Here is a 23,976-nt window from a genome sequence, read left to right as displayed (position 1 = left end):
GCACCGCCTAGGGGAAGCGCGCGTCGGGGAGTGGCGCAGCCTGGTAGCGCACCTGTTTTGGGTACAGGGGGTCGCAGGTTCAAATCCTGTCTCCCCGACCATTTTCTTAGACCCTAGTATTTCTGCGGATACTACAAGGTTAGTTCATTCTTGAACGGCAAGCCAAGCCATTACAATTCCGCTTCCTCGCCGGATAAAAGGGCGGGAAGCGACTCCCGCCCTATGTCATTTTCATGAAAGCTTATTTGTCGGTGTTCATCTTGATTTCGCGCAGAATATAGGTCCCTTGGATTTCGCGAATGTTGTTATAGAGCTCCCGGACTGTCTTGTTGCTGCTTTCCATGTTGGATTCACCCCAGGCCGCCATGAACTTGTCATATTTGGCCTTATCAGCGTCTAGCTCAGCCATGTTGGGATAGTTGACCCTGAGGACCAAGGTCACATCATTGTCACCATAAGGCACAACGTAAATACCATAATCGCTAATCTGCCCTAATTTTTTGGATACCTCGTTGGCCTTCACCCAGGTTGATTTCAAACCTTCTAGGTAAAAGCCGAGTTGGCCCTCGGTCACTTTGACATAAGTCAACTCGACCACAGTATCTTGTGGAGTGTAGTCTTGCCACACCTTGAGTTGCGCCGTTGCTGGCGTGCTCAAAGCCAAACACGCCGTCGCTGCTGATATAGAAATAGACTTAAAAATACGGTTCATAATATTCCCCCCTCGGTTCAAAAATGCGACCCTTAATTGGGGAGATACACTATTTATGCTCCGGTCCCTAGTAGTTGCTAACATAGCCTGATGTTGGGCCTGAATGCCGAATGGCGGCATTGACCCTTTCCTAGTCAGGATCGGCCATTCAGCAGACGGCCCAATTCCTGCCGTGAGCGATGAACTAATTTAGCGTCTGCTTTTACCGTTGAGACATCGATTGAGGTGACCGGAGCGCGCATGCTTATCGTGTCGGTCCGGAATCATAATTTTATTAGACTGCCCTTCGTCAGATATTTCGTGTAATCACGACCACGTGTTTCCAACATTGGGACATCGATATGAGATTATATTCGTTACTATACATCAGCCGCAGCACCATTGCGCCATCCGACGCCAAAGAGGTTGTGGATCAGATCATCGACACAGCATTGGACTTCAATCCGAGCGTAGGCTTGACCGGCGCTTTGCTGTTTACCGGCACATATTTTGCGCAAGTTCTTGAAGGCGATGTTGCTGCCATTGATGAACTTGTAGAACATATAAGCCGCGACCCGCGCCATGATCAAATGCGGATTGTTGATCGCAGTCCGCTCTCTAAGCGAAGGTTTGCCGACTGGAGCATGGCGTATTTTGGCCCTTCGAATTTTGTGTCCCGGCATGTCACGCGATTGCTCGGCGATACGTCACCAGCCGAACAGAGCCGCTCCGCCGAATGGCTGACCGAATTAATGCATGAGTTTTCTCAAGGGGCCAGCGCTCAACTGTAATTGTTCAACGTATCTGATTCCTCTTCGTCCCACAAAACCTGGGGTGCGTAAAAGGCGATAAATCAAACGGTTTCATTATCGGCTTCGGTATAGGCCGCTGGCAGGGGAATAGAGAAACGGAATTCAGTCTCTTGCGCGCTACCGTTTTCCAGCCAGATACGCCCCCGATGCGCTTCGACAATCGTGCGGCAGATCGATAATCCAATACCCATGCCGCTTGGCTTCGATGAAATGGACCACTCGAAAAGGTCGCTTGCAGCATCTGCCGGAACGCCGGGACCAGTATCTCGCACACTCACCAATATATGGGTATCATGCTTGATTGCATTGATCGAGACGATTTGCTGCTCTGAGTCCGACACGGCATCGCAGGCATTGCGCAATAGATTTATAATGACCTGCTGAATTTGCACCCGATCGGCCTTCATGATCAGACTTGCAGGTATATCGCTGAGGAACTGACAGTCTGGAGAAGCCGCCGCCTCCATCAGCCGGACGCATTCATCCACTGCAGAATGAAGATTAAATGCGACGCGCTCTGGTTTGCGTCTCTTGGTTAGCTCCTGCAGGTTTTTGATGGTTTCAGCGGCGCGCTGCGATGCTTCCTCAATTCCGTCCACGGCGCTTACCATGCGTTCAGGAATAGGGGTTGCTGTATCAGCTAAACGCTTGATTCCAGTAGTATAATTTAGAATCGCACTCAATGGTTGTTTCAGTTCATGGGCAAGCGTCGAAGCCAATGCTCCCATCGCGTTCACACGTGAGACGAAGATCATCTCAGTTTGCAATGCGGACAATTTATCTGTCGTCTGCCGCTGGGCGGTAACGTCATAGCCTTCGAGAAATACTCCGGTGACAGCATTTTTTGCATCCCGGAACGGCTGATAAACAAAGTCGCGATAGTGGATTTCTATTTCCCCGCTGTCTGGGTTTATGAACCCTATCGGCATGCTTTTACCAACAAACGCCTCTCCGGTGCTATACACTTGATCCAACAACTCGATAAAGCCCTGTTCGACGACTTCGGGCAAGGTCTCGGCAACCGTCATCCCCTCAATCTCGTCTCTTCCGACGAAACGCTTGTAAGACGGATTGGCATAGATGAAACGGTGATCTGGGCCCGTTGTCACTGCAATAAAACCTGGCGCCGAATCATATAACGTTGCCATCGGATCGCGCTTGTTTAGCGGCTGATCTAAATGTCGGTTCAATTCAACAGCCCGGGCAACATGGTCGCCGAGCTCTACAAAAGAGATAAAATTCTGGCAGAGAATATTGTTCCGGTCGCGAACCGGATGAACTTCCACGGCCGCCAAAATCTCCCGCTTGCTATCCCGGCGACATTGTATTTTCCAGATACCGAAGCCGCCAGTCGCCATCACCTGCTGGATCGGCTTGGGCGGTTTTGAATCTGCCACACCGCTTAACATTTTACGAAATGGCGCGCCCAATGTTTCAGCGCGCGTAAATCCGGTCAGTTTCAGAAACGCATCATTGACATAGAGGATCTTATGATCAGCCTCTTGCTCATCAGTAAAAATCTTTGGTATCAAAGTCGCGTTCATGGCTACAGCCAAAGGGCCGAATTCCTGATGAAACTGCTTGGCTCGTGCATGACCGGATTTCAAAGTTCTATAATCCATGGAAACTCTCCCGGGAACTGATCTTGACGCAAGTATCGGCAGTCGCGCCCAAGAGATACCGCTCAATTTTTGCGGTCGCCACTTTCACGAATCACACGCATTTAGCAGGAGCGGCTCGACAGATACAGTATTATTACGGTACCGAAGTGAACTGGCTCTGCTGGGTAATCGCTTCGCTCTCGCAAGGTCTCAACGCTGGATTTCAATATTTGATCGATGCAAAATTTTTCAAATTGCTAGCACTTCAAGCGGCTGCATCTCGCGGGAAATCATCTTGCCGATTATCGGAGCATATCACTTTATCCCGGCCATCCGACTTGGCTTGATAGAGCGCCACATCAGCACGCTCTACAAGCGTTTCAGCGGCCACTTCATGGGGAAGGCGTTCAGCTACACCGATGCTAACGGTGCAAGTGTTGCCATTGATCTCTTCCATCCGGATATTTCTGACCGCCTCGCAGATCCTTTCGGCCAGGAGCTTAGCGTTGGCAATGCCAGTATCCGGCAGCGCGACTACAAACTCTTCTCCGCCGTAGCGCCCGAGAATATCGGACTGCCTCAGCTCATCGGAAACGGTTTTTGAAAAATGCCTCAGAACCTCATCGCCGGCAGAATGGCCAAATTGGTCGTTAACAGATTTAAAGTGATCGATATCCAGAATGAGGAATGAAACCGGACGGCTATACCGCCGCGCGCGTTCAAACTCCTTGTTGGCGGCTTCAAACCAGGCCCGGCGGTTTAAGGCACCTGTTAGCGCATCTTTCGATGCAAGCTGACGAAGCTCAAGTTCATCGACCACGATGTTCGCGAAGCTTGAGAGAATGGCTATTTCGCTATCGGTGAAATTTCGGGGCACAGTATCGATGGCGCACAATGACCCGACATTATAACCATCGGACATTGTGAGCGGGATACCGGCGTAGCTGCGGATCTTTGGACCGCCGGTCACCAGCGGGTTTTCTGCAAAGATTGGATCAACGCATGCATCCGTTACCACATATGGTGCGAGGCTCTTGATCGCATGGGTGCAAAAGGAAATATCGCGAGGCGTCTCGTCGACATCAAGGCCTCGAGAAGCCTTGAACCATTGCCGCTCTTTATCGACCAATGAGACAGCACAAATGGGAACGGAAAGCGTCTGCTTCACGAGAGACATAATCTTTTCGAACGGCTCTTCCTTGGGGGTATCGAGCACCTGCAATCGTTCAAGCGCCCTTATGCGTCCGTTTTCGTCATCACTGAATTTACAGCGCATCACTCGCCTCCCTCAAAGACCGGATCGTGTGAAAAAGCTCTATTTTGAAGCTATCAAGAACGTCAGATACAACCTGCTTCGCCACCTCGTCGGGAACTCCGCTATCAATAAGCGAAACGGCCAGTGAGAGCAGGTGCTCCTGATGTTTCTCAAGCGTTGAATGAAGCGTCACAGGGACGGACTGCAGATCGACGGATCCCATCAACTCCTTGACCACTGAAATTGCAGTTTCTGACATAGGTTCCCGATCCTTCCGTGCATGTTATCAAGGATAAGGGTTTACAATAAATTAAGCGGCATGGGCTTTGGCCAGCAGTGCACTCCAAATTTCAGGCTGAAGTTGGTGCTGAGAAAGTGCGCTACCTCTGAACTGATCTGATTTTGAACAAAATCAAGAGACGCTTGTCAGGAAGGTCCCGATACCACCTACGCGCTACCGGTGGGTATGATGACAAATATTCTAACCAGTAAGGGTGAAATAAAATGAAATTACTTCATGTAAAATAACCCAACGTGACACGTTGTAGAATGTATTCAAGATATTGTATTATCAAATGACAATCCCTGTGAGAAAAATTATGTTATAATAAACTATCACGCTACTGCGCCTCTGCTGACTTTCCTTCCGCCTTTGACGGGATTGCGCAAATCGCCGTTAAGTTAATCTTATTCAATAATCGTATATACATGGCTGTGGATATCGGTAACACAAAGATAGGGTCCACAAGATGAAGATCAAAAAGCTCTACGAAGACAGCTCGGGAGCGTCGGCGATTGAATATGGTCTGATCGCCGCGCTTGTTAGCGTTGGCATACTGGCTGCTCTCACCAGCACGGGTAAAGCAGTAAATACCACTGTGAACACCGTTGAAGCATGTATGGACGGCGCAGCAGCCACATGCACCGGCGCAGGAGGGACTGGCGGAGGTTCGGGCAGCAGCGGTGGATCATCCTCATCTTCAAGCAGCAGCTCAAGCGGAGGCTCGACCGGCGGTAGTTCAAGTTCTTCCGGAGGCAGCTCAAGCTCATCTGGCGGTAGTAGCGGAGGGAATAATGCCAGTTCCGGGGGTAACAATGCAAGTTCCGGCGGGAATAATGCGAGCTCCGGAGGCAATAACGCCAGCTCGGGCGGGAATAGCACCAGTTCGGGTGGGAATAGCACAAGCTCGGGTGGCAATATCAGCATCGGCACTGATCCTGGCGGCCGACGCCGAGGGAGATAGCAGCCTGATTCTGCATAGTCACCTTGGCCGCGATAATTCAAAGATCGCATATCGTGACAATGCCAACCCAATCCATTTTTTGTAACAAACCATCCGCGCGCGCCTGAGGCGAACGAACAAACGCTCCGGCGACACAGCCCCGGCCAAGCCGCAAACCGGCAGGATCAATGCTGTGGACCACCCTGCGGGATATGTGGATGATAACTTCCAGGTCGTGCCGGCGAAGCTCGCTTTTAGCGTCGATTTAAAAGCATCTAAGCCGCTGACAAATCAGGAGGCTACGAGAGGACCGAGCGTAAAACTCGATTCACACAATCGATCAGAGTCGAATGGGCATGAACCAAGCCTCGCTCTTACAGTTATTGAAAATCGATGGTGACGTTAAACTCGCCCGTATAGAAACCAGGCGCTTGGTTGGCACCCACCAAGAGATCGGCAGAAGCACGCAATTGCCGGTTTCCCTGAGCGCTTATGCGTTGATAACCGAAGGCTTTGAAACGCTCCACCGTCATGTTTTGCCCAGCACCGTTCGTGAGCACAATCGACGGTGCGCCAAAGTTAAACGTGATCCACCGGTTCGGCGGTCCGGTAACTTGAAAGGCAGCTTGCCCGAACGTCCCTCCCAGATGCGTGGCTGAGCCCATCATGGTAATCGAGCCATTGTTGACCATACGAGCGATGCTTGCACTCGTTCCCGGCACAATATTCCCAAATCTCATATCGGCAGTCTTACTTATCGTCAGTGGCACCTGAACCTCGGCCGAAGCTTCAGTGCTAGCCTGTTGGGCACTGACCGGTGCCGCTCCAACCACAAAAGGGCCAATGGTCAGCATCCACGTCAGCCCCGCAGCCCGTAAATGTCGCCAAGCGAATATATTATTGATAGCAGGCATAGTTCCGTTTTTTATTCCAGAGGTGTAAATTAAATGGATTGGGGAGTTGGTTAACATCTTGGTAGGCAAGCAGAAACGCAATACCCATGCTGACACAGCGCATGCGAGAAACTTGCGCGTATGGGCTTGACCAATGGGTTGGACTCGCATGTCAGGGAGGCAAAAACATTGCCTTCATCCGATGGCCGCCAGATACCAGCGAAAGCCGACACCGACGCTTCATTGACCTTGAGCCAGCACTCCTCCCGCCCCGCGTTGGGCTTGGGTTCTGCAAACTGCGTGAAGGGAACCAGGCAGCGATTGTCAGGCTTCGTGAGCATCGATCGCCAGAAGGGGCTGGAAAGGTTGCGGACGTTGGTTAGAGCCGCCAGCCCGATATCAGGCTGACGCTACCGGCCAATCCCAATAGCTCGACAATACCCATGTGGCGATCTTGCCACGCACGGGATATTTTGGCAAATCCGTTTGCACCGGAATTTCCCCGCCTAAATATTTTGCAATGCATCCGGTTGCTGTTCATATGATCCCATGACCGATACAGAAACCAGCCCCCATACCCCTGTCCTCGATGCAATCACCGGCGAGCCGATGCCCAAGCCGATACCCGCCTCGACGCTGGTGATCTTCCGTGACCAGCCGGGCAGCATTGCCCCCGATCTGCTGATGGTGCAGCGCTCCGCCAAAATGGTCTTTGCCGCTGGCGCCGCAGTCTTCCCGGGTGGCCGGATCGACGATGCGGACTTCGCCTTGGCCAGAACGCTCGGCCATGATGATCATGAGGAATATGGTGCGCGCATCGCGGCAGTTCGGGAATCGATCGAGGAAACCGGGATCGCGGTCGCGGTCGACGGCAATCTGGATGCCGGGCGCGTATCCGAAGCCCGGCACGCGCTGCATCAGGGCACGGCTCTGGCTGATATCTGCAACCAGTTCGACTGGCAGCTGGAGCTGGACAAATTGATTCCCTTCTCGCGCTGGTGCCCGCCCTTTGCCGAAAAGCGGGTGTTCGACACGCGCTTCTACATGATATCGCATGATGACCACATGGCCGAGGCGACCGTCGATGAAACCGAGAATTACAATCTGTTCTGGGGCAATGCGCGGTCGGTGCTGGACCGTGCCGAAGCGGGGGACGTGAAAATCATCTTCCCGACCAAGCGCAATCTCGAGCGGCTGGCGCAATTCGGCTCGTTTGACGAGGCGGTGGCGCATGTGCAGCAGCATCCGTCGGTGATGGTGTCTCCCCGGATCGAGAAGCGCGACGACGGCGCGCATCTGTGCATCCCCGACGGCATCGGCTATCCCATAACATCGGAGCCGATGGACGCCGTCCAGCGGGGATTCCAGAAATAGGGATATTGCTGCGCCGGTTCGCTGAACGCCGAGTTCGAGATTTTTCACCATTGGTGCTTTGGATAAACCGCCGCCGTGATTGAACCTGACTCCGGCGGCTGATTTTATTTTCTGTGACCTTTGCGCTTGGGCCATAGATTTCCAGCCTTTTCTGGCCGCCAACCGGTCGGCGAGTGTGACCTTCCATCTGCCACTCGCTAGTGGCATCGAACAGGTAGCCGATCACCTCGCGGTCTTGTTCAGATTGTCAAAGAGCCTGTCCTGAGCATGGCCAAGGACCGTGGCAACAATAAGCGATGGATATGGGTGTAGGACAGCGTTTTTCATTGGTGAATTTGGGGTTTGTTGCGCCTATCACCGGCAATTATCACGTCGGGCAATTGGCGCACTGTCACCGTAATACCATGTCAACTTAGGTTCTCAGGGTCAAAAACTGAAATTTCTAACTCTACAAACTCAAATCGAATCATACCATAGTCAAAAGTAAACTGTATTTCATAAATATCACGATCTGTACCATAACAATCTAGTCGGTCAGTTGCACACGTTGACCCAGTTTTTCTAATTATTGGTGTCTTAAAATTAAAATCTGCCAAATCGATTGCAGCTAATTGCCCATCTTCTAAATAAGGGGGCCAAACGTTGACTTTTTGATTTCTAGTTCGAGGTTTCTAATTTGAGAAAAGTCACAACAAATACCTTCAAACCTTTCATTAAAACCAAAACTTTTTAACTCGCTTGACAGAGTAGCGCTCACCATTATGCGAACTTTAAATATGTCAATGCCAAGCCCGAATAATGAGCTATCTATGTAATTTATTGACCTGATGATATTTACGCATTTTGCAGTATCATTTATTATCATAGTTATCCGTTCAAAGCTATCTTGGTTTGCGTGGACGAAACGGGCGGTGACCTTGCGGGCCCAACCGTTGCCGGGTTTTGAGATTTGTTCCCGTGGTAGGGTCAACATGCCCACCAAACCGATTGTGAAAACTTATCCGTGGCCCTTGACTATTTGCTCCTGTGGAATTTTGGGCTGCGGTTGAAATTCGGTGACTGTTTACCAAATGCACTAATCCCCTGTCATCCATGACCGCTTTTATCAAACTCTTTCTGTAGCAATGGTCCTTCACAACACCGTCACCGGCAGGAGCCGAGCATATCACCAGCCGGGACAAGCCGAAACACCCGATAGCGAATCAATGATTGAAGAAGGAAAATGGTGCGCCCGGCAGGACTCGAACCTGCTGCCTCAAGATTAGAAGCCCTATGTTTTCGCATCATAAATTATTGATTTATAAAGAAACCTTTCTTTTGTGTGACGTGGATTGTGCTATAAACCCTGCGGCTACCCGGTCAAACGCGGTAATATCTTCGTCCGGTTTGATGTGCGCATATTTCATCGTTACCGTTATGTCAGAATGGCCAAGCGCCTCACATATCGCTGCGATATCCGAGCCTGCTTGCCGCGCCCATGATGCAAACGTGTGCCGCAGATCGTGAAACCGGAAATCATCCAGTTCGGCGTCCAGGACGACAGTTTCCGAAAGCTTGCGGAAATTGAGCGTATCGAATACCAATGGTCGATCTCTGGAAAGCGTACCGATCAATGCTTTTGCAGGTGCTGCCAGGCGAACCGCATGGCGCTTGTCGCCTTTGACAGTTACCGTCACCCAGCCACCTGCCATGTCAACTTGCGGCCATTTGAAGGTCAATATGTTGTTTTTGCGCAGGCCGGTGAACACGGTAAACGCAATGATCGGCCTGATGCGCGGATGAGCGGTTTCCATCAGGCCGTCATATTCTGCGCGGGTCAGGCTTCAACGGCGTCACGTATCACATCGGAAAAGTAGATGTTTTTAACGGTCTTCTTGATCCTTTCCTTTGAGAAAGGAAACGTTTGCTTCAATTTAGGCCACCTCGAACAATTGCGATTTTAGCGTGAAGTTGGAGTTATGCGGGCAAGGCGGCCAAGAGTGCCGCTGATTTTCTGGGCGGCTGCGGTATGGATTTAAGCGGCATCGAGGCACATCCCCATAGGCGAACGCTCCTTCATGCGTGATCGAAAAGTCGCGTGAGCGTGGGTAGCAACCAGGGGCTCCAAGTCGAAATAACCGCCGTGGCAAGCGACCCTGCACCAAGCAACAGCGGCCATAAGATTATGGCAAAGGTAATGTTATCAAGGAAATGGATAGACACAGACCGCCGGCGACAAGCAGAAAGCCTGCATTGCTCTGTGCTATCCCGGACATTGTTTTCCGGTGACGACATTCCAATGACGTTCGTGAGAAAGTGTGATCAAATATCGTTGGAAACTAGCAATAGTTCATTTCTAATATTCGCCCGTGTATATCGTGGAAATCAGGATGCTGGCTTGGCCTTTAGCACGTTTCAACTCGCGGTTTATAGGGTCGAGCAGTCGAGCCGATGCGCGTTGTCCATTAGCCGTGCGAAGAGTAGCCCTCAGATTTGAGGCGTTGTCAGGCGTCGCCACTGCAATGATATGATCGACGCCAAATGGCGCAATCACCTGAGTTTCAATCACCATCAGTTGCTTTTCTTCGGATCTCAGCAAACCGGTCTCGTCTCCAAGAGGATAAAGCATCTGTAAAGTCCCATCAGAGGCAAGATTGAATATCGTCAGATAGCTGGGCCTGCCCTTATTGACCGATGTTCGCCGTAAATTAATCTTCATCTCCATTTCGGGCTGGTACAGATAATCGATACCGTCTGGCTCGACTTCAATCCGGAAATTGCGTTCCGACACCAATGGTATCAGCGTTTCGACCGTTTGCCATTTTTCAATCACACCCGACAAAGCGTCGAAACTCTTAATATTCTCTGCGACAAAATCACCTGAACGACGCATCACCCAGCCATTGGCAACGATCCAGAGAAAGTCGGCATCCAATTCTTGAGAAGATATCCGCCAGGGCCATCCGTCCGGAAGCGGCGGAACTTCATCCCGCCCCGCCTGAATACTGACACTGGCCGATGTGATCGCATTGACGCGGTCAGGTGACGGAGAGACCGAAAAAATCTGAGTATCACTCCAGGGGGAAGCAAAATACGACGTGCTGTCCTGCCGGTTGGCACTCAGCAGCCGCACCTGGCTATTGAGATATGAACTGATTTCCGCAACGGTGATAATGCCGTCGCTGTCGAGATCGGCCACGGTGGTGGTATCATCGGTTCCCGATGTCGACAGACCCTGCTCGAAGGCAAAGGACAGCACGCCACGCGAGAGGTCACCTGGCCGAGGCAATTCTGTTTCCAATGCCAGCTGACCGTCTTGCGAGGCCCCGATATAGATCAGATTGGGTAGGTCATCACGGCTTATATCATCATCCGCTTCTGCGGTGTTGATAGCGGCAGAGGTATAGCGCAGGCCGGGGCGGGGAATCAGATTAAGTACGCTTCCCTGTCCATTCAATGTATTGCGCGCGGTAAAGCCGAACAGACCGTTATTGACCCTGCGGTGCATAGATCCCGAATGACAGCTGTCCACCATCATGTAGATGCGCACATTTGAGGGCACATAGTTTTTCAGCCAGTTGTAAAAGTCCTTGTCGACGATGAAATGGTCGTAATTCTGGGCTTTCAGGTCGAAACCGGTCAGGGGAAGAAACTGGTTGAAATTGCCGTCTTTGGAAGTTGCAATCGTTGCTGCGGCCTGCGCGCCGTGCCCGGAATAATACAAGATCAGCCAATCATCCGGATTAGCTCGCTGGCCGATTCGGTACAACGCCGTTTCGACACTGGATCGTGTGGCCTCGTCATCCTTCAAAACAACGATATCAGTTGCACCTAGCTTTCGAACCAAGGTTTCCATCGCCACCAGATCATTTGCAGGCCCCGCCAGATCAGTTATTTCCGGCGAATCATATTGCGATACGCCGATCAGCAATGCGCGCGTTTCGGCAAACGCCGTTCCTTTACCCATTTGGGCAAACGCCATCGCCATCAGGCAGTATGCAAGACACTCTTTAAAGTTCATTGCTGGAGTTTGGCAGCGCCCCCACCTATCTCATCCAGTTCAAGGTCTCGCGCGACCCGGAGTCCGACATCAACCCGTCGCTTGCTGCTATGCATCGCGAGCCGATTGGCCGACCGTATTTCCGCCGGAACGCTTTGAAACGAACCGCCGCGCACTACGCGACGGCTGCAACCGCTGTCCAGACATCCCGACGTCCATTCCCAGACATTGCCTTGCATCTGGTATAGACCGAAGGAATTGGGCGGATAGGCGTTAACCGCTTCAGGGTAGCCGCGATATGGCGCCTTGGGAGAGTTGCGATAGGTTGCAGTCTGGTCGTAGTTGGCTTCCGATGGTGAGATTTCACCTCCCCATGGAAAGGCCTCTTGCGAGCTTGCTCGACTGGCATATTCCCATTCCAGTTCGCTCGGCATACGATAATTACGCCCCGACTGCTCCGAAAGCCATTTAAGAAAGATATTGGCATCTTCATAACTGATGCTTGAAGCCGGGATCAGCGGATTGGGATTTTCCTTGGCCCAGTTCGTGATTTTTGGACAGGCCTTGTCATTAGTGCAGGCTGACCATTCGGCCACGGTGACTTCGTAGACACCAAGCGCAAAGCCTTTTTCGACGGTCTCGCGTCGCTGAACAAACTCGTTCTTGCCTCGTCCGGTTTCGCTCATCGTTGAACCAAAGGCAGTCGATCCTGCAGAAATCGCTATCATCCAGGGGCAACTGGCGCAATCGTAGAAACGATTGCCGCCTTCAGGGCTGCACGAGACAAAACAGGGTGGCTGACCTTGCAAACCGTAATCAAAAGTTGGCTTCTGGAAGGTATCTCCAGAGCGCAGGGCAACTCGGTCGGAAACGCGTTTCATTGCTTCGGCAATGTCCTGACGCGGCCGACTGATTTCCTCGGCGAGGACCTTCGAGAAAATGCCGTTATCAAATGCGACCTGATTGTTGCTGGTGGAATAGGCGACCAGATAGCCTTGATCAGGCCGGATAAGCCCCTCCGGGTTGCGGATGATACGTTTGAGGCCTTTGCTGCCAGCAATAGGGGCACCATCCAGGCTGTCCTGCAGCGACACATCAAGAACGGGTGGCGTCACATTTATTGGGTTACGACACATATCAAGTACCACCAGAACGGTTTTGGCACCCGATTGCATCAGATCTCTGGTCACCTGAATGCGCGAAAGCTGGGTTGCAGAGGGCAGTTGAGCTATGCCTGTGTCGGCGGGCACCATCATCACGTCTCCGCCCGTGCCGAGCGCCACGCCGTGGCCCGAATAATAGAGGACGCCAAACGCATCCGGCCCTGCATCAGCCAATGCTTTTTTGAACGCAGCGATTTCGGCGACCATATGCGCCAGACCGAGATTGCTGCGGACTCTGACCGCTCCTTCGCCAGATGCATCAGAAAAACCGCTCGCCGAAAGCGCGGTTGCGACCTTCGTTCCATCGGATATGGTGGCGGATAGCCGGTCAAACGCGATGTAATCGCTGTTTGCGATCACCAGCGCCAAACGCGGATTGACTGATCCCGCCTGCGCGAACGCGGATGGGATCAGGCAAATCAGGCCGATTAGGGTCAGCAATATCTTTGGATATAAGCGTTGCATCAAAATCTGAAACCGATGCCCGCCGTATAGCTTTGATAGCCGTTAGCTTGAACTGTGTTTAGATTGAACCTGATCAAGTCACGAGCTGCCCGCACCGATTCCTCACGCCCACGCAAACCAAAGGATATTGTTGCTTCGTGGAAGCTGCGATTAAACAATTTATCGCCTGCAAACAAGGTATGGGCATAGCTAGCCCGCAGCGAACTGGAACGGCCACCGACACCTCCTTTGAGGGGTAACTCATAGGCAAGGCCGTTTCGAAACACCCAGTTTTTTATATCTGGATTCAAATTATAGTCGCCCGGCGTCGCTAGGGTCGAGCTGTAGGCGACCATATTGCCGATCACCAGCCGTCCGCGCCCCAACCCCTGAACGACATAACGGCTTACCACAGAGCCCTGTAGGATATGTCCCACCGATCCGGCATTGTCCGAATAGACTACGCCATAAGACACGCGAGGTTCGATCGACCATTTCGTATCAATCAACGGCACTTCCACTCCCAGCCCAACTTGGGCGGTATAACTGGCAGCACCCTTGATGTTGGAATAACTGACGGGAAGATCGAACTTCAGAAGTGCGCGATTCCCTGCAAAAACACGGAAGCCACGCTGGACGCGCGCATCAACCCGCTGGTAATCAAATCGTCCGGCCGAACCCGTTGTGGCTGCAGCGCCAATAATCCAAGGATCGCCATAAGTGTTCGTCCCTTCTTCAATCAGCGAGTCGGAACTAGTCAGGTCAAGCGCACTGCGCGCCAGCGACGCCTGCAAGCTATTGGGGTTTCCCGCTAAAGGATCAATTGGCGAGAATCTGGTGAATGATCTGCCAAGACAACTGTAAACCTGTCGCGCTGTCGCGTTATTGCCATCGTCCAATATGGTGTCGAATTGATTAAATGCATCCTGGCGGGTGATCCCTTGAAAGGTGAAGGAGCACGAGGTGCCATCGTCAAGCGAAACCAGGTCACCGCTGGGTGAAACAAAGCTGATGGAGAGCGTGGTTCCATTTTGTTGGTATCCGGCGAGCGCGGTCGCGCCGCGCAGATCAAATACTTGGGATATCTCAGCACTCTGAGCGTTTAGTTGCCCGATAACCAAGGCAATTTCAGTTGGGTCAAGAAAGTCGATAATTTCGTCGATCGTGTCCTGTTCGAAGCTGCGCGATAGGCTGAAACCATTGATCGCGTTTGTAGCTTGGATGCCGATTCGAAAATTTCCGTTAAGATCCTGATAATTACCCAAGTTTGGGACAGTCTGAGCCATCAGTGCCTGCGGTACAATAGTCAAACAGAATGCAGTAGTGAGCGACAAAGCATATTTCAGTTTCACAATAATATCCCCCATTTATTCAAAATACAATCCACCCAACATTGGGACCTCCCCCAAATGCCAATCGGTCTAACCGGTGATTAATCAGAAATTTTCGTTGATGCTGATTATTGAAACACACTAAATGGCTGCAGTGGGAAAATACGGTATCACCGCTAGCCTTGTTTAATTGACGTTTCGAAAATTGGTTTTCATGCGCCAATCTTCGATATCTATGAATTACGCGTGATTATGAAACTCGCATATCGCCATTTGTAGGGTCTGAATAAGCTCATGGTTTGTTTTGTAGTTTCTTTGATAGACGATTGATGACAAAGTCTTGCATCTTACTCCGGCCAGCGGTGCAATCACATGAAGACTGCGTTCGAACCTGTTTTCCAAAGGTTGATCGATGACCCAATCGGCTCGCTCAAAAATATCCGCGACGATCCGCTGGGGTTCGAAACAACCGTCATCGCCGAGGAACGCGGTGTATTGCGGACGGACGCCTCAATCCCGTCCTTGTCTTCGATCGCGGCCATCGTCTTTGACGCAACCGGGAATGCAGTGGAAAGATTTGGCTCCAATTGGATCCCCGTCGTTGCAAGTTTCGCAGAGCTCGAAGCGCGCACAATCATGCCTCCACATAATCCCCACATGCTGTCGGTACGAAGTGATGGTGGCGGAACCCTGCACCTTGTCTGGGCATCCAATTGCGATGCAACCGACTGGAACCTACCTGCCTCCATTCGTGGGGCGGTCGTCCGGCACGACGGCGGACGCATTGCCCTTTCGGTGAGCGGCGCGGAGGGCGCCGAGATGCTTATGGACGCTGCCAAAAGCTATGGTCTGAGCGGACTCGAGCAAAAGGTTTTGGTCGCGGTTGTTCGCACAGGCAGTGGTCGCGCGGCAGCTTCCTCGATCGGTTTATCCTATGCCACCATTCGCGAAGCCCTCGTCAGTGCGCGCAGGCGAATGAATGCAACCAATCTCCCTTCTCTCGTCAAGAAGCTTGTTTCGGCAGCGTTCGGTGTGTTGCCGGGTGAGCATGACGGAGCTGCGGTTCTGGCCGAAATGCTTCCCCTTAGTGATCGACAGGCGACGATAGCGTTGATGATCGCGGATGGTCTCCGAAGAAATGAGACAGCGCATGCGCTAAGAATAAGCAGCGCAGTGGTTAAAAAGGAGTTAGAGGCAATCTTCGCCATCCTTGACATCGCTACAGCGGCCGAACTTGCAAGACTTGTCGTGGAAGTACGAGCATTGCGCCTGTTCGCACGTTCCACCGATGGTGCACTAGGGTTTTTTGATCCCGCGATCGAACCCACCCGATTTCTGTCGCGGCCCAATGATCGGGAGATCATAGCTTGGAGCGACTATGGTCCAATCTCTGGCCGCCCGGTATTGGTCGTTCACAGCAACTGGTCGTGTCGAGCAGTGCCCCGTCCTCTGGTCGTTCGCCTGCAGGCTGCCGGTTGGCGCCCAATTGCGATTGACCGCCCCGGTTTTGGCTCGACGCATCTGGGCAGCAGTACGAAGTCCGAGCCATTTGGACAGGCGATTGCGGATACGATCCAGGTCATGGACCGACTTCGTATCGAAAAAATCGCGGTTATCGCACGCTGCGGCGCACAATTTACCGCTGCTCTGAAGGCAGCTTCTCCAGACCGCATCGGACCCGTCATCCTGGTCTCTCCCAGCTCGCCGACCACCACCAAGAGCAAGCGACACGGGGTTGTCGGTGTTATCAAAGAGGCATATTTTCGTTCGCCAAGATTGATTGATTTCTACTTTCGCGTCATCTGCGCACAGTTCACCTTGGCACGGACAGAACAACTGACCCGTTCAATCGTTGCTGGAAGCGCAGTCGATGAAAAGCTTTGCGAAGACGATCAGTTTATCCGGGATCGTTTTCGGGCCATACGGCCGTTCTCCACGGGGAATTTTGCGGGTGGAATCATTGAGGAGCACGTCATTTCCTACAACTCCTTCAAATTGCCAATTATCGAGGATCACGATTGGGCAATTGTCCAAGGCGCCGAAGATATCCAATTCCACTGCGATGAAGTGATGGAATTTTGGACTAAAATCGTGCCACATGCAAAGCTCTTTGAGGTGGAAGACGGCGGACGGTTTATGACTTCCAGCCACGCTGGGTTCCTGGTAGATCTGATCGATGAATTGGCTGGCGTGATGGTTTCGGGGGTGAGGCAATAGCCTTGATCTCTGCGATAGGCCCAGCCTCCCTCCAGCGAATAAGAACCGTGGTGGAAATCACTCCAAAAGCCATTCCCAAAGCGCCATCGACCAGAATGAAAATCAACAGCGTCTGAGAAAAAATTCGGGCATCGCAAAGACCTAAGCGGTCAAATACCCAACGTACCCGACATAAAGAATGAGAAACACGCTGCCCTCCCAGCGTTTGAGTGTCCATCCAGTTCGCAGAAAAAGGCCCAGCAACGCTGTCGTGCCCAGCAACACCCAGATGTCGAACGCCGCGATTTCGGGTGGGATCGCGATCGGATGGACAATTGCTGTAACTCCGAGAATACCCAAAATGTTATAGATATTCGAACCGATAATGTTGCCAAGCACAACATCGGGGTGACGCCGCAACGCCGCAATAACGCAGGCAACAAGTTCCGGCAGCGATGTGCCGACCGCGACAACGGTCAAGCCAATCACGGTTTCAGCAACACCGAAGTCACGCGCGATTTCGATTGCACCGTCAACGAGCAATCGCGCGCCGATGATTGTACCGATGATCCCGGCGACGGCCAGGCCCAGCGCGGCGATCAGACTCATCCCGGGAGAAGTCACGTCAGCGGCAACGTGCTCATGCATCACCGCTTCTGCATCGGGGTGGCGACGTTCACTATAATACGCCCAGACAATATATCCGATAAGCAGCGCCAGCAGCGTAAAACCGACCGGACGGCTCAGGACGCCGAGCAGCACCGCTGCCAAGCAAGCAAAGGTCGCGACCGCCAACGCCAGGCCGTCGCGCCGAAATGCTGCCGGATTAATCGCGAGCGGCAGTATGAGTGCCGACACCCCCAAAATAAGGAGAATATTCGCAATATTAGAGCCAACAACATTGCCAACCGCAATTCCAGGCGCACCATCGAAGGCGGCAAACAGGCTTGTCACTAATTCAGGTGTCGAAGTGCCGAAACCGACAATAGTCAAACCAGCAAGCAAAGGCGATACGCCAAGCCGCGATGCGATGCCAACAGCTCCGCGCACAAGTATGTCACCGCCTACGGCTAGCAGTATCAAGCCGATAACTATGAAGAGGATGGTCATATAATTAGACCGACAATCATAGTTCCGGACAAGCGCAGTGTCGCCAAAACACCTGTAATGGCCGTCGCGATGGCCGCTCGCGCATTCAAAATCTGGGTTCGGTTATAAGCGACAACCATTCGATTGAAATCCGCGTGATCGAGCATCTCTTCACGGCAGATACGTCGAATCCGCCCTCGGCTTGCCTGCCACCAGAACAAACCAGAGAGAAAAGCTCCCGCTGCAATCGACAGATCAAGAGTTAGGAATACAATTGTCATTGGTACATTCGGCCTTGATTAGCGGATGACGTAGGAAGCGGATAAAGAATTGGCCAGTTCTATATCAGGGAACCAGCCAATCAGATTTTCAGTCGAAAAATTCGGACAATAACGATTTCTTTTTCTTCGGACGCTGCCTTTTATACCGGTCATCATATCGCTCATCGCTGGCACGATCATACCGATCATCGTCTCCTTGAAGCAACGATGCTGCCATGCCCATCAGCCCGCTAGAGCCGCTGGGACGGCTTGAGCTTTTCCGGTTTTCTGCGTCATGCCCGCGTTCCACATTACGAACGACTGGCGGCTGTGTGCGCTCAATGATTTTGTCCAGTTCCCCGCGGTCAAGCCAAACACCCCGGCACGACGGGCAGAAATCGATCTCCACCCCGCTTCGGTCAGACATTGACAGGCCAGTCTTGCAAACTGGGCAAAGCATTGAGGCAACAGTTTCTTGAGTACGCATGATTTATCCTTCCTGCCGCTGGCCAAACAGGTTCAGCAGCATTTGAAACAGGTTAATGAAATTAAAATAAAGGGAGAGTGCTCCCATAATCTGAAGCTTGCCATGGGTTACTTGCCCGGCAATCGCGTTCGTCCCGCTATTAGCGAAATACTCGCTGCGCAGGCGCTGCATGTCCCAAGCGGTCAGACCGGCGAATACAATCACACCAATGATCGACACAATCATAGACAAGGTGCCAGAAGCGAGGAACAGGTTCACGATGGATGCACCGATAACGCCGATCAGGCCAATCATAAGAAAACTGCTCCAGCCGGACAGATCGCGCTTTGTCGTATAGCCCCAGAGCGCCATCGCCAGAAATACGACAGCAGCGCTAAGGAATGCCTGAACTACGCTAGCGCCCGTGAATACCAACAACGCGCTTGCCAAGGACACACCCATGAGAGCAGCAAAGCCCCAGAATAGGCTTTGCAGCCTGCCCATCGAGAGTTTCTCGAACCGGAAGAAAGCGAACATGACGAGGGCCAAAGGCGCAAAAATCGCTACCCATTTTATCGGTGTGCCAAAAATCAGAGCGGCGAGAGGTGCGACATTCGCCACAGCAAAGGCGACTGCTGCCGACACCATTAGGCCTCCGCTCATGTAGGCAAAAGCGCCGGTCAAATGCTTGCGCAATCCCGCGTCATATTGAACGCCTGTGGCAAATCCGCTGCCGCGCGGCTTAATAATTTTTTTCATAAAAACCTTCTTCGATGTCTATCCGAAGAAGAGCGGTGGTTCTGATGTGTAAATTGCAACCATCAGTCGATCAGCCCCCCTTCTGGGGAGCGATCCGACATCGCGGGCTATGTGTCTTCAACACATCATCCGCCAGAGGGGCCCGGTTCGCAATACCCTACATAGACTCGTGATTGATTCGCTACAACAGAGATTCGACTTAAAACGGATTTTTGAAGTTACGATTTAAGGAGCTGCTGCCGGACTATTCATTCGCGCCGTCCAAGGTCTACGGATATAAGGAGTTGTTAGCTCGGTCGGATTGAATGGCAGGTTTTGGGAAACAGGGTCGCTATCTGGAATGTCGCAACCTGGGTCGTTTGCTGAATGTCTGCTTAGGCCGCCTCAATTCCTCGAAGCAGACGGTCCGCAACCGGACCAATTCCTGCCGTCGACCCTATCACTTTCCGGTTTGTCGGCTCGGCAATGGAACAGTTGACAGCACGCGGCGTTGTTCTGACACATGTCAAAGGAAATCCAATGCCATCAATCACTACGATCAACCCTGCAACTGGCCACGACATCCAGACCTACGCCCTGATGAGCGAACAGGATGCAACGCACCGGGTCGAGGCCTGCCATGCCGCATTTCTGGAATGGCGCACCCTGACGCACAGCGAACGAGCCCCGTATTTGCAAAAGATTGCGCAGAAGCTGCGCGACAATGCCGACGAGTTGGCCGCCCTGATGACCAAGGAAACCGGCAAGCTCTTGAAGGACGGACATACCGAAGTCGAGATTTGCGCGGCGATCTGTGACTATACCGCAAAAAACGGACCCGAAGCCTTAGCTGATGAAGAACGCACGCACGGGGCCGATCAGAAACGTGGCGTCGTCAGCTATCAACCCGTCGGAGTAATCTATTCGATCCAGCCCTGGAATTTTCCCTTGTACCAGCCGATCCGCGTACTGGCCGCCAATCTGATGGCCGGCAACGGCTGTGTCCTGAAACACGCCAGCATCTGCACCGGGTCCGGCCTGCGCCTGCGCGAATTGTGCATCGAGGCAGGTCTGCCCGAAGACCTGTTCCAGGTCATCGTGATCGACCACGACACCAGCGACACGCTGATCGCCCATCCCAATGTCCGCGGTGTCACTCTTACCGGCAGCGATCGGGCCGGGCGACATGTCGGCGCTGTGGCTGCCAAGGCGCTGAAAAAGACCGTGCTGGAACTTGGTTCGAACGACGCCTACCTGGTGCTGGGGGACGCCGATATTGAGACGGCGGTGAAATTCTCCGTCATGGGGCGGCTCTACAACAACGGCGAGACCTGCGTTTCGGCAAAGCGCTTCATCGTGACCGACAAGGTCTATGACGCCTTTGTAAATGCTTTCGTGGCCCAGATGAAGAATATCACCATGGGCGATCCCACCGACGCGGACAGCCAGCTTGGCCCGCTATCCAGCCAGGACCAGTTCGATACGGTCAAAGGTCAGGTTGATGACAGCGTCGCAAAGGGTGCAAAGATCCTGTGCGGTGGCAAAGTGCCTGACCGCGAGGGTGCCTATTATCCAGCCACGGTGCTGGCCGATCTCTCGCCCGGAATGCCGGCCTACGACGACGAAATCTTCGGGCCTGTCGCGTCGATCATCCGCGCCCGGGACGACGAAGACGCCATGCGTCTGGCCAATGAAAGCCGCTATGGTCTGGGTGGCGGGATCTTTTCAAAGGACGAGGACCGCGCCCTCAAATTGGCCCGCGATCATTTTGACACCGGCATGATCCGAATCAACTCGTTCGGGGCTGCCGATCCGAACATGCCTTTTGGCGGAGTCAAGGATTCCGGGTACGGGCGTGAACACGGCGGCTTCGGCATGAAGGAATTCGTCAACGTGAAATCAATCTTCCTGCCTTGAACCAACGGAAAAGAGCAGTTTTGGGTGCCCGCACGCGCTTTGGCCCGCCGCACGCGGCGAAACTGCAAACGAGGGCGCTATTGCGCCAATAGCATTCAACAATAAGGATATCCGTCATGACCATGAATATACTAGTCGCCGGTGCAACCGGCAAAACCGGCCTGCAGTTGGTTCAATGCCTGATTGATGAAGGTCACAAGCCAACAGCGCTTGTCCGCGATAGCTCCGACACCAGTACGCTTCCCCCAGGCGTCGACGTGCGCCAAGGTGATCTGACCGATCTGCAACACGGTGTGTGCGAAGGGATGGAGGCCGTCATCTTTGCGGCAGGCTCCGGCGGATCCACCGGCCCTGAAATGACCGACAAGGTGGACCGCGACGGCGCAAAACGCCTGATTGATCTGGCGCACAAAGCGGGCGTGACGCGCTTCGTGATGCTCAGTTCGGTCGGTGCAGATCAGTCAAACCCTAAGGGCGAGATGGCCCACTACCTGAAGGCCAAGCACGAGGCGGACGAGCACCTCAAATCCTCCGGGATGGCCTACGCGATTCTGCGGCCGGTGGCGTTGACCGACGACAGGCGCGGGGCGGATGTGATCTTGGGCGAAGACGTCGATAAATCTGCAAAGGCCTCGCGCGCCGATGTGGCCCATTTGCTGGCCGAAGCCGCCACCACAGGACGTTTCGACGGCATCGCGCAGGATATGCAGTCCGTCTGACCCTGTTGCTTGGCACTGTCCTGCGCAAGCGGATGACAAGGCGCGGTCTCATCTTGTTCGATGATTGGGACCGCCTATCCCCCGTCAGCACAACCAACACCGTGAAGGCACAAGGATGGCAGGACCGGTACGACCAGGCTCAAGCCATCCTTCGAAGGGATTGTTTAATTTGTTCAAAAGGCTCTTTCTGGCGGCTTTCCAGAGCCGGCACAATGCGACGCGCAGTATGCCGTCAGTGTGCCGTAAGTTGCCGTTCTGTTCCATTTTGGCAGTTTTACGGGAATCCAGAAATACTCAATAAACGGCGGATATCAGCGAGAAAAATGGTGCGCCCGGCAGGACTCGAACCTGCTGCCTCAAGATTAGAAGTCTCGCGCTCTATCCAGATGAGCTACGGGCGCATGATTGCATGCGCATTAGCGATCTTTTGACCGGCTGCAAACCGTGATCTGCCCGTCTCGCCATAATTGTTGAAATGTCGCGGGACGGAGCTAAGGTCGGTCGATGCCCAATAGCCCCCTCCCGCGGATGTCCGCTTCCAGCCAGGCCGGGCACCGCTTTCGCTATTATGATTTCGTGATGGCGGCTTTTGTCACCATATTGCTGTTGTCCAATGTCATCGGTGCGGCCAAGCCGACCTTCGTCATGATCAGCGGCGAGCAATGGGTTTACGGCGCCGGCATCCTGTTTTTTCCGCTCGGCTATGTGATCGGTGACATATTGACCGAGGTCTATGGCTATGCGCGGGCGCGGCGAGTCATCTGGGCCGGGTTCGGGGCGCTGCTGTTCATGGCCTTCATGAGCTGGGTAGTGGTGTCGCTGCCGCCGGCAGAGGGCTGGGAAGGGCAGGCGGCCTATGAAAGCGTGTTCGGCCAGGTGCCGCGCATCGTGGCGGCGTCGATTGTCGCCTTCTGGGCCGGGGAGTTTGTGAACAGCTATGTGATGGCACGGATGAAAATCTGGACGCAGGGCAAGGCTTTGTGGAGCCGGACGATCGGTTCGACGGTGGTGGGGCAGGGCGTCGACAGCCTGATCTTCTATCCGCTGGCCTTTCTCGGCGTGTGGGAAACCTCGGCGGTGATCACCGTGATGGTGACCAACTGGCTTTTGAAAGTGCTGTGGGAAGCGCTGCTGACCCCCGTGACCTATCTCGTGGTGGGATGGCTGAAACGGCGCGAGGGCATCGACATTTATGACGAAGACACCAATTTCACGCCGTTCAGCACCTCAGCCTGAGACAGGGTCTAGCGCAAAAGTCCCTTTTGTTCGGCCCGCCAGGAAATCAGCAGCAATCCGATCGCGAAAAGCAGGATCAGAGCCGGCAATATCCATCCCTGTTCCGACATATATTGCTGATAGCCCTCGACGATGAAATAGCTGCTGAACTGTACGATCACTCCGAGCAGCGACACGATATACAGGCGTACCGTCACCCGCTTTTGCAGCAGCCAGCAGATGGATGCAACAAAACCGGCAAAAACGGCGATGGCAAAAGCCGCGGTGGCCCAGGTTGGCAGCCGTGATAGCATGATCTGCTGGTTTTCGGGCAGAGCAGCGAACTGCCCGGCGCTCATCAGTACCTGCTGCAGATACATGGACACCCCCACGCCGTTCCAGAGCAAGCCCACCACCCCGATGACCCAGAACCAGATTGGCGCTTTTGATTGTACCGCCATGATATTCATCCCCCCTTTTGCGTTGATCGTCTGCCATTTTGAGCTTCGAATAGAATAGTTTCAAGCGAAACCGCTTACTAATCGAATTTGTAGATCAGCGTGGAATAAAAAAGCAATTTGATCAACGAGCGGGCGGTTGGCACAGGGCG

At 53.1% G+C, this 23,976-nt stretch carries 22 protein-coding genes and 2 tRNA genes; 8 read left to right on the top strand and 16 right to left on the bottom strand.

Annotated elements, in window-relative coordinates; translation table 11 throughout:
* Positions 1 to 24: 24 nt before the first annotated feature.
* A tRNA-Pro gene (locus ACEW8J_RS11350) sits at positions 25 to 101 on the top strand.
* 140 nt (positions 102 to 241) lie between these two features.
* On the opposite strand, the gene ACEW8J_RS11345 is transcribed toward ACEW8J_RS11350, so the two are convergent.
* Positions 242 to 712 carry a hypothetical protein gene (locus tag ACEW8J_RS11345; protein WP_373491753.1) on the bottom strand — a complete coding sequence of 157 codons (471 nt, stop codon included), beginning with the start codon at positions 710 to 712 and terminating at the stop codon, positions 242 to 244.
* A 341-nt stretch (positions 713 to 1,053) separates the two neighbouring features.
* Here ACEW8J_RS11345 and ACEW8J_RS11340 point away from each other — a divergent pair, with 341 nt between their 5' ends.
* Positions 1,054 to 1,482, top strand: a complete 429-nt coding sequence (locus tag ACEW8J_RS11340; protein WP_373491752.1) for a BLUF domain-containing protein — start codon at positions 1,054 to 1,056, stop codon at positions 1,480 to 1,482.
* Between the two features lie 62 nt (positions 1,483 to 1,544).
* Here ACEW8J_RS11340 and ACEW8J_RS11335 read toward each other — a convergent pair whose 3' ends face one another.
* The 3 genes from ACEW8J_RS11335 to ACEW8J_RS11325 form a co-directional block, all read right to left on the bottom strand.
* Positions 1,545 to 3,125 carry an ATP-binding protein gene (locus ACEW8J_RS11335; protein WP_373491751.1) on the bottom strand — a complete coding sequence of 527 codons (1,581 nt, stop codon included), beginning with the start codon at positions 3,123 to 3,125 and terminating at the stop codon, positions 1,545 to 1,547.
* A 244-nt stretch (positions 3,126 to 3,369) separates the two neighbouring features.
* The gene (locus tag ACEW8J_RS11330) at positions 3,370 to 4,380 is read right to left on the bottom strand and encodes a sensor domain-containing diguanylate cyclase (RefSeq protein WP_373491750.1); all 1,011 of its coding nucleotides are present in this window, start codon (positions 4,378 to 4,380) and stop codon (positions 3,370 to 3,372) included.
* Positions 4,370 to 4,618, bottom strand: a complete 249-nt coding sequence (locus tag ACEW8J_RS11325) for a hypothetical protein (RefSeq protein ID WP_373491749.1) — start codon at positions 4,616 to 4,618, stop codon at positions 4,370 to 4,372. The genes ACEW8J_RS11330 and ACEW8J_RS11325 overlap by 11 nt, the downstream gene beginning before the upstream one ends.
* 490 nt (positions 4,619 to 5,108) lie before the next feature.
* On the opposite strand from ACEW8J_RS11325, the gene ACEW8J_RS11320 reads away from it, so the two are divergent.
* Positions 5,109 to 5,603 carry a Flp family type IVb pilin gene (locus ACEW8J_RS11320; RefSeq protein WP_373491748.1) on the top strand — a complete coding sequence of 165 codons (495 nt, stop codon included), beginning with the start codon at positions 5,109 to 5,111 and terminating at the stop codon, positions 5,601 to 5,603.
* Between the two features lie 359 nt (positions 5,604 to 5,962).
* On the opposite strand, the gene ACEW8J_RS11315 is transcribed toward ACEW8J_RS11320, so the two are convergent.
* Both ACEW8J_RS11315 and ACEW8J_RS11310 read right to left on the bottom strand, forming a co-directional pair.
* Positions 5,963 to 6,436, bottom strand: coding sequence for a DUF4402 domain-containing protein (locus tag ACEW8J_RS11315; protein WP_373491747.1), 474 nt, complete (start codon positions 6,434 to 6,436; stop codon positions 5,963 to 5,965).
* 110 nt (positions 6,437 to 6,546) lie between these two features.
* A complete protein-coding gene (locus ACEW8J_RS11310) occupies positions 6,547 to 6,867 on the bottom strand; it encodes an SOS response-associated peptidase family protein (RefSeq protein WP_373491755.1) in 321 nt (106 codons plus the stop codon).
* A 157-nt stretch (positions 6,868 to 7,024) separates the two neighbouring features.
* On the opposite strand from ACEW8J_RS11310, the gene ACEW8J_RS11305 reads away from it, so the two are divergent.
* Positions 7,025 to 7,849: an NUDIX domain-containing protein gene (locus ACEW8J_RS11305; protein WP_373491746.1), complete on the top strand. Its 825-nt coding sequence runs from the start codon at positions 7,025 to 7,027 to the stop codon at positions 7,847 to 7,849.
* A 1,298-nt stretch (positions 7,850 to 9,147) separates the two neighbouring features.
* Here the strand turns inward: ACEW8J_RS11305 and ACEW8J_RS11300 are convergent.
* The 4 genes from ACEW8J_RS11300 to ACEW8J_RS11285 all read right to left on the bottom strand — a co-directional run bounded on the left by ACEW8J_RS11300 (position 9,148) and on the right by ACEW8J_RS11285 (position 14,787).
* Positions 9,148 to 9,669: a site-specific integrase gene (locus tag ACEW8J_RS11300; protein WP_373491754.1), complete on the bottom strand. Its 522-nt coding sequence runs from the start codon at positions 9,667 to 9,669 to the stop codon at positions 9,148 to 9,150.
* Between the two features lie 515 nt (positions 9,670 to 10,184).
* A complete protein-coding gene (locus ACEW8J_RS11295; protein ID WP_373491745.1) occupies positions 10,185 to 11,816 on the bottom strand; it encodes a caspase family protein in 1,632 nt (543 codons plus the stop codon).
* A gap of 29 nt (positions 11,817 to 11,845) precedes the next feature.
* Positions 11,846 to 13,456 (bottom strand): SUMF1/EgtB/PvdO family nonheme iron enzyme, encoded by a 1,611-nt coding sequence (locus ACEW8J_RS11290; RefSeq protein ID WP_373491744.1) that lies wholly within the window; start codon positions 13,454 to 13,456, stop codon positions 11,846 to 11,848.
* Positions 13,456 to 14,787 (bottom strand): hypothetical protein, encoded by a 1,332-nt coding sequence (locus tag ACEW8J_RS11285; RefSeq protein ID WP_373491743.1) that lies wholly within the window; start codon positions 14,785 to 14,787, stop codon positions 13,456 to 13,458. Before ACEW8J_RS11285 ends, ACEW8J_RS11290 begins: the two co-directional genes overlap by 1 nt.
* A 351-nt stretch (positions 14,788 to 15,138) precedes the next feature.
* Here ACEW8J_RS11285 and ACEW8J_RS11280 point away from each other — a divergent pair, with 351 nt between their 5' ends.
* Entirely contained in the window at positions 15,139 to 16,983 is a 1,845-nt protein-coding gene (locus tag ACEW8J_RS11280; protein WP_373491742.1) for an alpha/beta fold hydrolase, read from the top strand.
* Positions 16,984 to 17,124: 141 nt separating this feature from the next.
* On the opposite strand, the gene ACEW8J_RS11275 is transcribed toward ACEW8J_RS11280, so the two are convergent.
* From ACEW8J_RS11275 to ACEW8J_RS11260, 4 genes are all read right to left on the bottom strand, one after another.
* The gene (locus ACEW8J_RS11275; protein WP_373491741.1) at positions 17,125 to 18,072 is read right to left on the bottom strand and encodes a calcium/sodium antiporter; all 948 of its coding nucleotides are present in this window, start codon (positions 18,070 to 18,072) and stop codon (positions 17,125 to 17,127) included.
* Positions 18,069 to 18,332, bottom strand: a complete 264-nt coding sequence (locus ACEW8J_RS11270) for a hypothetical protein (RefSeq protein WP_373491740.1) — start codon at positions 18,330 to 18,332, stop codon at positions 18,069 to 18,071. Before ACEW8J_RS11270 ends, ACEW8J_RS11275 begins: the two co-directional genes overlap by 4 nt.
* An 88-nt stretch (positions 18,333 to 18,420) precedes the next feature.
* Complete coding sequence (locus tag ACEW8J_RS11265; protein ID WP_373491739.1) at positions 18,421 to 18,798, bottom strand: zf-TFIIB domain-containing protein; 378 nt, start codon at positions 18,796 to 18,798, stop codon at positions 18,421 to 18,423.
* Between the two features lie 3 nt (positions 18,799 to 18,801).
* A complete protein-coding gene (locus ACEW8J_RS11260; protein WP_373491738.1) occupies positions 18,802 to 19,536 on the bottom strand; it encodes a Bax inhibitor-1/YccA family protein in 735 nt (244 codons plus the stop codon).
* Between the two features lie 519 nt (positions 19,537 to 20,055).
* On the opposite strand from ACEW8J_RS11260, the gene ACEW8J_RS11255 reads away from it, so the two are divergent.
* Both ACEW8J_RS11255 and ACEW8J_RS11250 read left to right on the top strand, forming a co-directional pair.
* Positions 20,056 to 21,432 (top strand): NAD-dependent succinate-semialdehyde dehydrogenase, encoded by a 1,377-nt coding sequence (locus ACEW8J_RS11255; RefSeq protein WP_373491737.1) that lies wholly within the window; start codon positions 20,056 to 20,058, stop codon positions 21,430 to 21,432.
* 116 nt (positions 21,433 to 21,548) lie between these two features.
* The gene (locus tag ACEW8J_RS11250) at positions 21,549 to 22,151 is read left to right on the top strand and encodes an SDR family oxidoreductase (RefSeq protein WP_373491736.1); all 603 of its coding nucleotides are present in this window, start codon (positions 21,549 to 21,551) and stop codon (positions 22,149 to 22,151) included.
* 324 nt (positions 22,152 to 22,475) lie between these two features.
* On the opposite strand, the gene ACEW8J_RS11245 is transcribed toward ACEW8J_RS11250, so the two are convergent.
* Positions 22,476 to 22,552, bottom strand: a tRNA-Arg gene (locus ACEW8J_RS11245).
* A 103-nt stretch (positions 22,553 to 22,655) separates the two neighbouring features.
* Here ACEW8J_RS11245 and ACEW8J_RS11240 point away from each other — a divergent pair.
* Positions 22,656 to 23,387, top strand: a complete 732-nt coding sequence (locus tag ACEW8J_RS11240) for a queuosine precursor transporter (RefSeq protein WP_373491735.1) — start codon at positions 22,656 to 22,658, stop codon at positions 23,385 to 23,387.
* An 8-nt stretch (positions 23,388 to 23,395) separates the two neighbouring features.
* On the opposite strand, the gene ACEW8J_RS11235 is transcribed toward ACEW8J_RS11240, so the two are convergent.
* Positions 23,396 to 23,827 (bottom strand): hypothetical protein, encoded by a 432-nt coding sequence (locus ACEW8J_RS11235; protein ID WP_373491734.1) that lies wholly within the window; start codon positions 23,825 to 23,827, stop codon positions 23,396 to 23,398.
* Positions 23,828 to 23,976: the final 149 nt, after the last annotated feature.

Source organism: Parasphingorhabdus sp. (assembly GCF_041748495.1).
In the GTDB taxonomy this organism is placed as follows: domain Bacteria; phylum Pseudomonadota; class Alphaproteobacteria; order Sphingomonadales; family Sphingomonadaceae; genus Parasphingorhabdus.
The sequence above is the reverse complement of the archived record's forward strand: the minus strand, read 5'-3'. Positions and strand labels throughout refer to the sequence as shown.